Source organism: Pseudoalteromonas sp. C2R02 (assembly GCF_018860845.1).
Classification (GTDB): Bacteria; Pseudomonadota; Gammaproteobacteria; order Enterobacterales; family Alteromonadaceae; genus Pseudoalteromonas.
On record NZ_JAHKQC010000013.1, the window covers coordinates 14,603 to 28,925 of the forward strand.

12 protein-coding genes are annotated in these 14,323 nt (G+C 34.5%); 8 read left to right on the forward strand and 4 right to left on the reverse strand.

Features of this window, described 5'->3' with window-relative positions; all coding sequences use genetic code 11:
- Window positions 1-73: 73 nt before the first annotated feature.
- Window positions 74-517, reverse strand: a complete 444-nt coding sequence (locus tag KO527_RS02915; protein ID WP_216038885.1) for a hypothetical protein — start codon at window positions 515-517, stop codon at window positions 74-76.
- A 345-nt stretch (window positions 518-862) separates the two neighbouring features.
- Here KO527_RS02915 and KO527_RS02920 point away from each other — a divergent pair, with 345 nt between their 5' ends.
- The 4 genes from KO527_RS02920 (at window position 863) to KO527_RS02935 (ending at window position 6,747) form a co-directional block, all read left to right on the forward strand.
- Entirely contained in the window at window positions 863-2,131 is a 1,269-nt protein-coding gene (locus KO527_RS02920) for a hypothetical protein (protein ID WP_252733381.1), read from the forward strand.
- 172 nt (window positions 2,132-2,303) lie between these two features.
- Entirely contained in the window at window positions 2,304-4,397 is a 2,094-nt protein-coding gene (locus KO527_RS02925; RefSeq protein ID WP_216038886.1) for a hypothetical protein, read from the forward strand.
- Window positions 4,398-4,562: 165 nt separating this feature from the next.
- On the forward strand, window positions 4,563-5,309 hold the full coding sequence (locus KO527_RS02930; RefSeq protein ID WP_252733400.1) for a transporter substrate-binding domain-containing protein: 747 nt from the start codon (window positions 4,563-4,565) through the stop codon (window positions 5,307-5,309).
- 79 nt (window positions 5,310-5,388) lie between these two features.
- Window positions 5,389-6,747, forward strand: a complete 1,359-nt coding sequence (locus KO527_RS02935; RefSeq protein ID WP_216038888.1) for an ATP-binding protein — start codon at window positions 5,389-5,391, stop codon at window positions 6,745-6,747.
- A gap of 59 nt (window positions 6,748-6,806) precedes the next feature.
- Here KO527_RS02935 and KO527_RS02940 read toward each other — a convergent pair whose 3' ends face one another.
- Window positions 6,807-8,453 (reverse strand): electron transfer flavoprotein-ubiquinone oxidoreductase, encoded by a 1,647-nt coding sequence (locus KO527_RS02940; protein ID WP_216038889.1) that lies wholly within the window; start codon window positions 8,451-8,453, stop codon window positions 6,807-6,809.
- A 183-nt stretch (window positions 8,454-8,636) separates the two neighbouring features.
- Here KO527_RS02940 and KO527_RS02945 point away from each other — a divergent pair, with 183 nt between their 5' ends.
- Both KO527_RS02945 and KO527_RS02950 read left to right on the forward strand, forming a co-directional pair.
- The gene (locus KO527_RS02945; RefSeq protein WP_216038890.1) at window positions 8,637-9,386 is read left to right on the forward strand and encodes an electron transfer flavoprotein subunit beta/FixA family protein; all 750 of its coding nucleotides are present in this window, start codon (window positions 8,637-8,639) and stop codon (window positions 9,384-9,386) included.
- Window positions 9,387-10,313, forward strand: coding sequence for an FAD-binding protein (locus tag KO527_RS02950; RefSeq protein WP_216038891.1), 927 nt, complete (start codon window positions 9,387-9,389; stop codon window positions 10,311-10,313).
- Window positions 10,314-10,410: 97 nt separating this feature from the next.
- Here KO527_RS02950 and KO527_RS02955 read toward each other — a convergent pair whose 3' ends face one another.
- Entirely contained in the window at window positions 10,411-11,025 is a 615-nt protein-coding gene (locus KO527_RS02955) for a flavin reductase family protein (RefSeq protein ID WP_216038892.1), read from the reverse strand.
- A 306-nt stretch (window positions 11,026-11,331) separates the two neighbouring features.
- Here KO527_RS02955 and KO527_RS02960 point away from each other — a divergent pair, with 306 nt between their 5' ends.
- The gene (locus KO527_RS02960) at window positions 11,332-12,198 is read left to right on the forward strand and encodes a delta-class carbonic anhydrase (protein ID WP_216038893.1); all 867 of its coding nucleotides are present in this window, start codon (window positions 11,332-11,334) and stop codon (window positions 12,196-12,198) included.
- A 52-nt stretch (window positions 12,199-12,250) separates the two neighbouring features.
- Here KO527_RS02960 and KO527_RS02965 read toward each other — a convergent pair whose 3' ends face one another.
- The gene (locus tag KO527_RS02965; RefSeq protein WP_216038894.1) at window positions 12,251-12,721 is read right to left on the reverse strand and encodes a hotdog fold domain-containing protein; all 471 of its coding nucleotides are present in this window, start codon (window positions 12,719-12,721) and stop codon (window positions 12,251-12,253) included.
- Window positions 12,722-12,907: 186 nt separating this feature from the next.
- On the opposite strand from KO527_RS02965, the gene KO527_RS02970 reads away from it, so the two are divergent.
- Window positions 12,908-14,254, forward strand: a complete 1,347-nt coding sequence (locus KO527_RS02970) for an outer membrane protein transport protein (protein WP_216038895.1) — start codon at window positions 12,908-12,910, stop codon at window positions 14,252-14,254.
- The last annotated feature ends 69 nt before the right edge of the window (window positions 14,255-14,323 follow it).

A 14,323-nucleotide genomic window follows, 5' to 3' on the forward strand; every position in this document is an offset into this window, starting at 1 on the left:
CTTACAAACGCTTACATAAGATAAATCAAATATAATGTGAGTTTAATATCTACAGCGCATTCGGGAAATAAGTCTAAATAAAATTTTTAGGTGAATTAATCTGAATATATTTTGTTTTTTTATCAAAAAAACTAAATTGTTCTGACATCAATCTATCAACTTCTAAAGACTCGTCTAATGACAGTTTCGAAAAAGATGTGATCATAATCTCATTTGATAATGATAAAAGTCTTTGTGCTTTATTTAGTTCATTAAAGTGAGGTTTTTTATCATTAAATATTGAAAATAGTAACGTATTAATTTCATAGAGTTCATATATCTGCTTATCTGTTAAATAGTTCATAAGAATAATATTAATTTTCTGTGAAGTTGAATTTATATCTGAGGAAGCAATATTTTGCATTAACAAACTAGAACAAAGCTTGTTGTTATTGTCTTGTGAATCGATTTCGTTTGTATCAACGTGATCAGGTGTATGTACTGGGTTTAGGTTGAACGACGAATTACAAAGCGTCATGTTGTTCCTTTTATTTTTTATATGTCTATATTTTAAAGAATCAATTAACAATTGTTTGTATCGATTTGTACATGAAAATGTGTTTAAAAGCGATTTCCATACTTTTTAATATTAAAAACATCATTTTTTTGTGAAATATATAGAATCAAAAAATACAAATATGTAAGCCTATGTAAGCGATATTAAATTTCTAAAAAAGTGAGAAAATACAGTTTGTTGAAGTTCTGTTTAGATTTTTTTATTTACTTTAAACTCACCTGGCTTACAGGTCCTTACAAACTATACGTCAGTTTTAGCGCATTATTATTTTCAAGTTTACAAACAAATATGTATCTTGGAGAAACAATGAATTTAAATAAATACAATAACAAGATTAAGAATATCAATTTAATTTTATTAGCGGTTTTGCTTACTGGGTGTGGTGGTAACTCAAATAATGCAAGTTCGACTGATAGCACACAAACAGCGGGTTCAACTCAAACAACAGGAAATACCTCAACGACTAACCCAGAAGTAAGCGGGTTAGGTATTTCAGATATTCCGGTCGAACTTAAAAGAACATATACAACAGCATTAAAGTTTAATCGGTATACAAAAGTTGAGACCCCAAATGGGAATGCCATACATATCATTGCACAAACAGATATTATGGATAATCAAATAGTACGGTCACGGGGCATACTTGAGCATTATTTGAAAAACTTACCTGAGTCTATTTATGGAGAAGACAAAAGTGAAGTTGCAAATAAAATGGCAGAGAACGGCGCAATTCTTTTGTTACTGAATGGTGTTGATGATGGGACTAATGCAGGAGCCGAATTAGATGGCCAGCCTTTATATTATGGTGAAATGCAAGTTGAAGGTCATTCTTGGTATATTAATCAAAACTATGAACATAGAGATGCTAGCTTTGAAGAAATTCTTCATTTAGTGCATGACTATGGCATAGGTGTAGATCAGAATGCGCAATTCGATGGTGCTCTACCAAATTTTCAAGCTGAAATAAGAGCGGCACAGATTAATGGCTTAGCAGATAAATTATGGGCATGGCCACAAGAACAATCAAGTTGGATAGCTGAATTGACAGCCGAAAATAGTTTATCACAAGAGTATTTAGCTTCTGTCATAGATAGTTATTATGGTCTTTGGGGCGCATTTGATAGTGAATATGGCATGTGGGGCATGTATATTGCGAAAACTAGAGAAGATTTAGTAGCAAAAGATCCACAAGCCGCAGCTTTGATGAACAATCGATTTTTTCACTCATACCTTACGTATAACGCGCGTATTGATGACAGCTTTAAGGGAGATTTTAGTCTGAAATTCAATAGTAGTTTATCTTATACGTATCATGCTCAATATCTCAAAGATATCACCCTAACTGGCAGTAATAATAGCAATGTCATTGTTAATCAAATGGATAATGATATTACGGGAAATACTGGGACTAATACTGTTATATTTTCTGGCCCATCAACACATTATGATATAACCAAAAACGACGGTGTTGTGACAATTAAAGACTTGCAAGATGATAGAGATGGAACAAATACAGTTACAGGTATAGAAAATTTAAAATTTACTGATTCAGTTCTTAAAACTTCAGATTATTAAACCTTCCTATCTAAATAAAAACACCTAAAAATTAAAAAATTGTTAGGTGTTTTTATTTATGTTGTTGCGCTTACATTCACTTACATAGCCTTACTTGGGCTTACCCTAAATATAATCAAATTCAGGGATAATACTTTCTTAGTAAAATTGATGTAACGATATTGGAGAATGTATGAACTTAGCACATATTAAAAACTTTAAGAAAGGTGCGATTGCACTTGTGATCAGTGCAATTTTATCAGGCTGTGGTAGCAGTGATAAAAAGAAAGTAACAGAGCCAACTAAACCAACAACCCCAGAAGTAACTGATATTCAAGCTAAGCTGAAAATAGCATTCCCACAATCGACTACAGTGTTTGGTATTAGTATTCGAGGTACATCGAATGCGACAGTTTCCGGGATCACACATGCAGCCAATATAATGGCGCAATATCTAGATAATGACGAAGATGGCATGCCAGATAACCAAGCCATAGTTGATAAGCTAGTATCAAAAAAAGCAACACTGGTTATTGGGTCTACAGAGCAAGACATTGAACAGGTCATGAATGAACATTTATCTGAAAGCCTCATAGCAGATGCGGCATTACAGGATTTATACATTAGTGAAATACACCCAAATGGTAATGCAACAGGGAACTTTGATGCAACGTTAGAAGAGGTTTTACATTTAATAACCCATGAAGGTTATGCAGATGTATATCCTGAGATCTTTGGAGAAATAAAGGGCTCTGCCATCGCAGACGCTATGGATATCGCACGCGGCGGATACTTTGAAACAATACCAACAAGCTATCCTGAATCTGCTTGGTACCGTTATGATGACGATTCCTGTGAATATGATTGCATGGTGACCGAATACACATATTGGGCATTGACTTCGATATTAGGTGCACAAGAATCTAATGGACGTTATGAAGAAATAAAAGACGAATGGCAGCTAAATACTAAAGACAAAGTTCAAACTACTGATACTTCTGTATTTAATATTCTAACTAATGAAAGCTATGGTTTAGCAACTATTTTACCCGATGGACAATATGACGCACTTGATTTTGAAGTGGCAGGTGCTGTTGTTGATACAAAAAAAACAGATACATTTAGCTACATAACAGAGCAAAGCGGAGAGTCTATTGCTGTTTATGGTTCAAAATTAATAGATGAAGCTTCTTACCAACGTGCTTTAACAGATGTAAAAGATGTTATAGATTTTTTGAATGAAGATGTACGCCAAGGACTATTTAACTCAGGCGTAAAAATGCTGGTGGTTGAAAATGAAGATGAATTGGAGTCAAATTTAGACTACTTTATGTCGTTATTACCTTTAGAAGTAGTATTTACCAATATTGATGGCGAAGATGAGACTTTGACCAGTGATGAACGTGCGGGATTATCCAATACAAAGTTAGAAATGATGTATCTTATTGTTTATTATTCCCTCTTAACTCAACCAGAGCTTTCAGAACAATATTCAGCATTACAAAGTGCATATGAAGAGGCAAATAGTAAAGGCTTATTTAATCCTGATGAAGCGTACCAAGATGGTTATATTGATGAAGTACATCAAAATGCATCTGATAAAAATGCGCTTAAATATGGTAGTTATTTATATAACTTAGCTAAAGTAGCATTTGGTAACCAACAAGGTGTTGCAGGTGAATTCACTTTAACAACCACTGAAGAGTTAATGACTGAAAATCCATTAGGATATGCTGTATTAAATGAAATATTCGCAGAAGATCATGGTGAAGTAGAACAATTGGCAAAGTTCACTTTTGAAGATAATGATGCAAGTTCTGATACTGTTTATATGAACGGCGTAATTGGCTCTGACACACTAGATGTTATGAAAAACTTGTTTAATGAACATCCTCAAATTAAATTAGTTGTAATGCAAAATGTACCTGGTTCTATGGATGATGATGTAAATTTATTAGCGTCAAGAGAAATACGAAATCGTGGTATAGCAACACATATAGCAAAAGATGGCATGGTAGCATCGGGTGGTACAGATATGTTTCTTGCAGGAGCGAAACGTACAATAGAGATTGGTGCCAAATTAGGTGTTCATTCGTGGAGTGATGGTGAAAAGGGTGGTAATGAATACCCTCGAGATCACGAAGAACATGCTAAATATCTTGAGTATTACAATGAAATGGGAATAGATACTGAGTTTTATTGGTACACATTAGATTCAGCTGATGCCGATAGTATTCATTGGATGACAGAGTCAGAAATTAACAATTATAAAATTTTAACAGAATAAGTTTATATTGGTTTATTATCAAAAGTAGGTTGAAATGATTAGGCCTACTTTTTACATAACTTAGACATACTTACCCTTATTGGGTGCGAAAAGTACTAATAAATATTGTAAAAAGCATTAAAACGATCAATTATTGTAATTAGGTAAATAATATGAGTGTTAGATATGCGAATAACTTTATCTAAAATTAAATATATTTTATGTTATTTAATTCTGTCACTATTCTTACCCGCCAGTTTAGCTTCAACTTTTAATGTCGTACTTTACAATGGCGGAAATCCGCCATACAGCATGATTTCAGATAATAAGAAGTCAGGAATTTTTATAGATATTTTCAATAGGTTATCTCAATTGACTGGGTATGAATTTAATTTTATTCAATTACCAGTTGCGCGAGGATTAAGGGAATTTGACTTAGGTAATATTGATATAGAGCCAGGTATAAACAAAAAATGGCGTTTACATCAAAAGGAAGTTGGACTCTACACAATACCGTATGCATCTTCTGTTGAAGTGCTTTTGGGGCTCAAGAACAAAGACATTAATACTGCTTCTGATTTATACGGCAACATGGTTGGTGTCGTCAGAGGCTATCGTTATCAAATGCTTGATGATCATTTTGGTAAAAGAAAAATTGTTAAGGTTGAAAATAAGTCAGAAAATGAATTGCTTAAACAACTATCACGTAAACATTTAGACTATATTTGTATAGGTGATATTACCGCAAAATACTACCAACTATTAAATCCCAAATATCGTATTTACGAAGGGGTTATTGAGTTGGGGAATTCAAAAGTTTCATTAAGATTACACCCAAAAAATAAAATATACTTAGACCAATTTAATCAAGCATTATCTTTTATGGTGGATAACAATGAAATAAAAGAAATATACGATAAATATCGATTTTAAAATACGGAGCCTTATTGGCGAGTTCTAGAGTTGTCTACTAAAATAGTATGAACTCTAAATACGTTTTGGAGGTTTAATTTTGTTCGTAGATGTTAAAAAAATTAATGATTTTGCTTTGGCTATGTTAGAACAAGCCAGTCTGGACGATCTGCTCTGGTCTGCTGCTCAAGGTGTAGGCGAAATTATGGGGTTTGAAGACTGTGTTATTTACCTTAGAGTAGATGAAAATCTTGTTCAAATGGCTGCTTTTGGGATTAAAAACCAAAAAGATAGGCAAATATTTGAAAGATTAGAGATTCCGGTAGGTAAGGGCATTGTTGGCACTGTCGCTAAAACAAAACATGCAGAAATTGTGACTGATACGCATATTGACAAAAGATACATATTTGACCAATTTTCTGGTCGCTCTGAGCTTGCTGTTCCCGTTATATATGAAGGCGAAACGATAGCTGTTATAGATTCTGAATCGGCTTTTAAAAACAATTATACAAATTCAGACAAAGAACTTTTACAAGTAATCGCAAATATCGTTTCTCCCCGCATCGCAAGCGCTTTATATGAAAGAAGCTTACAAACAGCTCAAATTAGGTTGAAACGTGCAAATCATCAATTACATGAACGCATGGAAGATTTAAAGCACAATCAACAATCTTTAATTCAATCTGAGAAAATGGCATCTGTTGGCACGTTAGCTGCTGGAATAGCGCATGAAATTAATAATCCCCTAGGGTATTCAATAAGCAATCTTTGTATGCTTCAAGAATATGTAAAAGATATAAAAACTTGTAATGATAAAATATTAAGTGATCCATATGTATCTGATCATACAAAATCGTGCTTAACAGATACAGATTATACCTATGTTATAGAGGATTTAGATGATTTAACCAGTGTTACTCTAAATGGTTTGAAAGTCGCTAAAAATATTGTGGCAGATTTACGGGGCTTTGCTCATTCAAAAGATGGAGAGTTTTGCGCATTAGATATAAACGAAGGCATAAAAACAACCCTTAATGTTGTAAATAGCCAATTAAAAAATCATTGTAAAATAAAGCTGAATTTAAACCCGTTACCCGAAGTACATGGAAATATTGGTAAGTTAAATCAAGTGTTTATGAACATTATTCTTAATGCTAGTCAAGCATGTGATGATAATGGTGTGATTGAAATAGATACCTATGATAGTAATGGTTCGGTTTGCATTGAAATATCAGATAATGGCAAAGGTATACCAAAAGAGCATCTATCAGATATCTTCTCGCCATTTTTTACAACAAAACCTGTAGGACAGGGCACTGGACTTGGTTTATCAATTAGTTACCAAATTATTAAAGAAGAGCATCAAGGTTTGCTTACAGTAGAATCAAACGCTGATGGTACAAAATTTAAGATATCACTCCCTATTTATGTTGAAGAGACGTTGTTAGCGACTAACTAGCGTTTATCTAAATGCAAAAAGCCCTCAATTTGAGGGCTTTTGTATATAAAGTAAAGATATTACATATTTGGATAATTTGGGCCACCGGCACCTTCAGGTGTAACCCAAGTGATATTTTGGCTTGGATCTTTTATATCACATGTTTTACAGTGTACACAGTTTTGCGAATTAATTACAAATTTAGGTTGTTCATCAGTATTGTCTATCTCATAAACACCTGCAGGACAGTAACGTTGCGCAGGTTCATCAAAATCACTTAAGTTCACTTTCACAGGAATACTCGCATCAGTTAATTTTAAATGACAAGGCTGAGACTCTTCATGATTAGTGTTAGATAAAAATACGGATGATAATTTGTCAAAACTTAATTCATTATCGTATTTTGGATATTCAATTTTGTCGCAACTGCTTGCTGGTAGTAGGGTTGCATGATCTGGTGTATTGTCTTTAAATTGAATAGGTAATTTACCGCCAAAGAAGTTTTGGTCTAGCGTGTTGTATGCGCCACCAATAAACTTACCTAGCTTGTGCATTGCAGGACCAAAATTACGAGAACTGAACAGCTCTTCATATAACCAGGAACCTTCGAATTTAGCTTGATAGTTTGTGATATCAGTATTAGCTTGTTCTTTCTCTATCGCTTCAAAAACAGCTTCTGCAGCTAACATACCTGATTTCATGGCAGTATGATTACCTTTAATTTTGGCAAAGTTTAAAGTGCCAGCATCACATCCTGCTAAAATACCACCAGGAAAACTCATTTTCGGTAAAGAGTTTAATCCACCTTTTGCAATTGCTCTTGCGCCATAAGAAATACGTTTACCACCTTTTAAAGTTTCAGCAAAAACAGGGTGATGTTTCATTCTTTGAAATTCATCATATGGACTGAGGTGTGGATTAGCGTAATTAAGGTCGACAATTAGGCCAACGACAATTTGGTTATCACCACTATGATACATAAATGAACCTCCATTCGTATCACCCGTTAAAGGCCAACCTGTAGTATGTACCACTGTACCTTCAACATGTTTATCTACGTCTATTTGCCAGATTTCTTTAAAACCTAAACCATAGTGTTGTGGAGATTTACCTTCATCTAAATTAAAGCGGTTGATGATTTCTTTACCTAAATGTCCACGACAGCCTTCTGCAAAAATAGTGTATTTTGCGCGAAGTTCCATGCCTGGCATATAACCATCTTTTTCATTACCATTTTCATCTAAACCCATATCGCCAGTGATAATACCTTTTACAGCATCATCTTCAATAATAAGTGAGTGTGCACTGAAACCTGGGAAAATTTCTATTCCTAATTGCTCTGCTTGTTCACTTAACCAGCGACATACATTACCCATTGAGACAATATAATTACCGTCATTGTGGAATGTTTTTGGTACTGCGAAGTTAGGCACCTTAGTACCTTTAGATTCATTGTTAAGCCAATAAATATCATCTTGCTTTACTGCTGTGGTGATAGGTGCGCCTTTATCAGCCCAATCAGGAATAAGTTCATCTAGCGCTTTGGTTTCAAATACAGCACCAGATAGAATGTGTGCACCCACCTCAGAGCCTTTTTCAACTACACAGATCATAAGTTCTTTTTGTTTTTCTTGGGCTTGCTGTGCCAGTTTTATTGCTGCACTAAGCCCTGCAGGACCTGCACCAACAATAACAACATCAAACTCCATGGTTTCACGTTCAACCATAACTACCCCTTTTTCTGTGACGGTTTGTGATTAATTACACCTTATTTTAGGCATAAATCAAAAAATAATAAGTTAATATGACGTTAAGAGTATTTTAGGTTGACGTTTACGTCAACAGGAAGTAGCCTTAATTACAAATAAAAATCGTAAATTGACGTTTAGGTCAACAATAATGGAGCGACTATGAAGATCCTCGTGCCGGTCAAGAGAGTAATTGATTATAATGTAAAGGCTAGAGTTAAAGCAGATCAGACTGATGTTGATCTAGCCAATGTAAAAATGGCTTTAAACCCGTTTTGTGAAATTGCTGTAGAAGAAGCTATCCGTATAAAAGAGGCGGGTAATGCAGAAGAAGTTATTGTTGTATCTATTGGTGCTAAAGCAGTACAAGAGCAATTAAGAACGGCACTGGCGCTAGGTGCTGATCGTGCTATTCATATTGAAACTGAAGAAAAACTAGAGTCTCTTCAAATTGCTAAACTGTTAAATAAGCTTTTAGAGCAAGAGCCTGCAGAATTAGTTATTTTAGGTAAACAAGCGATTGACTCAGACAATAACCAAACAGGTCAAATGCTAGCTGCATTGTCTAATCGACCTCAAGGTACATTCGCTTCAAAAGTAGAATTAAATGATTCAAAAGTTAATGTAACGCGTGAGGTTGATGGTGGATTGCAAACAGTTGCACTAAATTTACCAGCAATCGTAACGACAGATTTACGTTTGAACGAACCACGTTACGCATCTTTACCAAATATCATGAAAGCTAAGCGTAAACCATTAGCAGTTATCGCTGCAGATTCTTTAGGTGTTGATTTAGCGCCGCGCATTGAACTTGTAAAAGTTGAAGAACCAGCTGTAAGAGAAGCAGGGATCATTGTTGATGACGTTGCTCAGCTAATTGAAAAATTAAAAAATGAAGCGAAGGTGATTTAAATGAAAACATTGATCATAGCAGACCACGAATACGGTGTTTTAAAACCTGAAACATCAAAAACGATTAATGCAGCTTCTAAACTAGGTAATTCTATTGATGTTTTAGTTGCAGGTTTAAATGTAAGTGATGCTGCTTCTACAATTGCAAGTATTGAAGGTGTTAATCAAGTAATACTAGTAGATAATGCTGCATTTGAGCATCAACAAGCTGAAAACATGGCTGATCTAGTTATTTCTTTAAGTAATGATTACAGTCATATTTTAGCTGCTGCAACAACGACAGGCAAAAACTTTATGCCACGTGTTGCTGCGCTTTTAGACAAAAACCAAATATCTGAAATTGTAGCTGTTGTTGACGCTGATACATTTAAGCGTCCTATTTATGCAGGTAATGCAATCGCTACAGTTAAGTCATTAGAAGATAAAAAACTTATCACTGTACGTGCAAGTGCGTTTGATTTGCAAGGTGAACAAGCCGGTGTTGATATTATCAATAACGCAACAGACACTGCAGCTACTGGAAGTGAGTTTGTTTCTAAAGAACAAGCTGAATCTGAGCGCCCTGAACTCACTGCTGCAGAAGTTATCATTTCTGGTGGTCGTGGTATGCAAAACGGTGAAAATTTCAAATTACTAGAAGGTGTAGCAGATAAACTTGGAGCTGCAATCGGTGCTTCACGTGCCGCTGTTGATGCTGGTTTTGTTCCAAATGATATGCAGGTTGGCCAAACAGGTAAAATTGTTGCACCAAACTTATATATCGCTGTTGGTGTAAGTGGTGCAATTCAACACTTAGCAGGCATGAAAGATTCTAAAGTGATAGTTGCTATCAATAAAGACCCTGATGCACCAATTTTCCAAGTTGCAGATTATGGTTTAGTTGCAGATTTATTTGATGTATTACCCGAGTTAGAATCTTCTTTATAACCACATAGTTTAATTTTGAGTATGCTACTCATTTAAAAGCACAACTTTATTAGTTGTGCTTTTTATTTAAAGTACAATACTATGTTGCTGAATATAACTATTTCGGCCTTTGCATGCTAAATGGGGCAGTAATTGCGGCGTATTCTCCACCTCCAAGACGTGCCAATGGATTTATGCGATCTGAGTGCACTTTTATTCTTTGTTTTTCATCCAATTGAGAAACTTTATCACTGACATATAACTGTTTTACTTCTAAAAATATTAAAGTTTGTGGTATATCTCCAAGTTCTTTTATTTCATAAAGCTCACATGCATAAGCGACATCACATTGCGCCAAACGTGGTAATGAAAACCCTTCAAATTTTGTAGTCTCCAATTTAGATGCATCTAATTCAGAGACCCCATGTTCTAGGCTTGCAGCTGTTTGTGTTACTAAAGATGCATCTTGTTCTGATGCAATATGTATCACCATTTTTCTATTTTTTAGAACATTAACTAAAGTATCTTTTTTATCACCATTTGGCTTTAAACCAACAGAAATCATGATCAGTGCTGGATCACTTGATACTGCGGTGAAATATGAGAAAGGCGCTAAATTAAAAGAATCATTTCCTGAGTCGGTTAACGCCCAAGCGATAGGACGGGGTATTAAGGTTTGTGTCATTAAGTGATAACGTTGGCTTGGAGAAATCTGGGTAAAATTAAGGTTCATTTTTATCTAAAATATGCTGTTAATTATAATTCAAATCCTGCCATAGTTGGATGATAAACAACAGTTATAAATAAACCCGGTCTGTTTATAAAAATATGCCTCTATTCATTTTATATACAATTTAAATTTAAATTAAACTTACATTAATATCGAAATAAATTCCTTTTAAGTATTGTTTATAATTAATAAAAATAAGATAAATACTTATAAAATAAAGAAAAAAACTGTAATTTACACAAGTTTTCAATATGAAAAATCAATAATTTAAATTACCATATTGTTTGATTTATTGATGAGAGTTTAACCATGAAAACAAATAAAATTATGTTGTTTGCTGCAGCTACTTTGTTACCTTTATGTGCAAGTGCTGATAGCAGTCATAAAGGTGCGCATAAAACTGTATCTGACAAAGTAATTGCTAAGCAAAGATCTGCACTTGCTAAATCTACTAAAGGGCAAGGCTTTGGTCCACAATCACCACGTGATATTGATTCTTTATTAGGTGAAAATAATCGTGCTTTCAGTGAATCTCCTGCTTTTAAAGAAATGAATTTATGTAACATTCATTTTCATAAAAATGCTGAACATAAAGGTGGTGAATTTACTGAATATGCCGGACATGGTGATGGTAAAGGTTTTGAAACTGGTTTTAAATATTCTGGTGAATTATCTCAATCTGAATTAAAACCTTTTGGTAAACAAATTGGTGCAAGTAAACACGGTAACTTATATCCAGGCGATACAATTGAAGTACATTATGTGCATTCAACTGCGAAAATCGAACCAGGTCCAACTCTTGGAGCTTGTTTGAGTGATGCGATTGGTAATCCACAATTGAGAGTTGAAACTCAAGTATATGTTATTGTTAATGACAAAAATGCGCTAGATTTTAATACATTGACACAACATAAAGTCGTAGATGGTTATCACCAAGCGATTAACATTCCAACAAACACTGGTGCACCTGTTCAATATGAAGGTTCTACAACAGGACCAAGCTACAATGAAAAAGGTTCACCATTTCAAGTTAGCTGGAGCGTACGCCCTAAAGTAGCTAAAGTTGATATTCGCACTGTTGGTAAATGGCTTGAAGGCAATACATTTAACGAAGACCACGGTCATGGTGTGAGAAACTTAGTTATGAACCCTAAGCTTCTATCTGAAATAAAATAACTTTTTAAAGTTGATTTATATAATGCGTTAAGTTCACAAGTAATTTAGCGCATTATTTCTTTTCTGAGATCCATAATTTAATTTCCCCTTTTACAACGACCACACCATTTGTATCGTAAGCTGTAACAGCGACATTCATGTCTCCTGGTTGCCATTGTTCAGGTTTTACTTGTGCGGTACATAATATATCTGTGCCAGCTTTAGCTGTGTAGTCTAAAGTCATACCTTTAGGGATCCATCTTAAATGCTTTGGAATAGAAGATTCAGCCATCACGCCCATCGCCATCTCTAAACCATTAGATATAGCAATAACATGAACAGTTTTAATATGATTATGAACAGCATTTCTTTTTTTAATTAAACATTCACAATAGTTTGCTTTAAGCTCGGTAATTTTTGGATTTATCGTGCCAAAATAGGGGGCTTTTTTAGCAACTATCATAGAAAAAATTTTATTACCAAAAGGAAATTTAGAAATTTTTTTATAAATTGACATTAGTTTAGTCTGATTAGTTGTACTCATAATTTTTATTCTTTTTATTATCTGGTCTGATGAGTTTATCATTTTGAAAGGAAATCGCCAGTTTGACTGATTAATCTTTAAATTCATCTTCATTTACTTGCAATGCACTTTTGCCTAAGTAAACTCTCGAACAAAATAAATAGAGTAATAACTCTATTTGTGAAATATAAGATTAAGAGAGAATTAATGAACAAGCGTATTTTAACTATTGCTGTATCTTCAGCATTATTTGGCTGCATTTCACAAGTATCAGCGGCAAGTTTTAAGTTAGCAGAATCTTCAGCAACAGGCTTAGGTCGTGCTTATGCTGGTGAAGCTGCAATAGCAGATAATGCGACAACACAAGCTAGAAACCCTGCAATGTTGACCTACCTAGAAGGTAGCCATTTTAGTATAGGTGCAGTATATGTAATGCCTAATGTTGATGTATTAGGTGATGTGTCATTATCATCACCGTTATTTGGTCCTGAACCTATTATCATGAATGCTGACATGAAAGATGTTGCGCCAAATGCGATTGTGCCTAATATGTTTTTTGCTGAACAAATAAATGCTAAATGGACATGGGGATTGGGCATTAATTCAAATTTCGGTTTAGAAACTAATATTCCAGATACGCATACTGCTGCCATTTTTGGCAACCATACATCAATTACGACGGTTGAATTTAACCCAAATATTGCTTATAAAATCAATTCTAAGTTTAGTGTAGGTGTTGGATTAAGACTTGTATATGGTGAGGGTAGTATTAGTGCATCGGTTCCAGGTTGGATAGATGGTTTAAAGACTAAGTTACCCGAGCCAATCGCAGGACAATTACCTGATGGTGGTACAGCCCTGAAAAGTATGGAAGGCGATGATATTAGCCATGGTTGGAATATAGGAACCACTTGGCAGCTATCACCCATTCATAGACTTGGTTTTGCCTATCACAGTGAAGTTAAATTAAAACTAGATGGGGCAGCATCTGGATTATTGTACACAGGTAGTGAAAATATAAGTGTAGAAGGGAATCTACCTATTGAATTACCAGCTTTTGCAGAAGTTTCATCATACCATCAACTATCAGATAACTTTGCTATGCATACCAGTATAAACTGGACACAGTGGAGTGTATTCGACGAACTCGTTGCTTATTTCCCAGGTGAAACAAAACCAAAAGGTGGTATTGACTCAGATTTAGTTAAAGAGGAAAACTTTGAAGATAACTGGCGTTTTGCAATTGGTTCTACCTATCAAATTAATGATGACTTGTTATATAGAGCGGGTATCGCACTAGATCAAACTGCAGTTGATAATGAACATCGTACATTAAGTATTCCAGACTCAGATCGTTTATGGTTCAGCTCTGGTTTAGGTTATCAAGCAAGTGAAGATCTTACTTTAGATTTCTCAGTTACTTATATAAAAGCCCATGGTGATGCTGAAATAGATGAATCACTCAACTTAATGGATATAGCACAAGTTGACTTTTCTGGTGAAGCCAGTGGCGATGTATATTTAGTTGGTATGCAATTGAGTTATAAGCTTTAAACCCTAGAAAATAGTAGACATTTATAGGTAAATCTTTAATGTACAGATTTACCTTTTTGATGTTGTAAC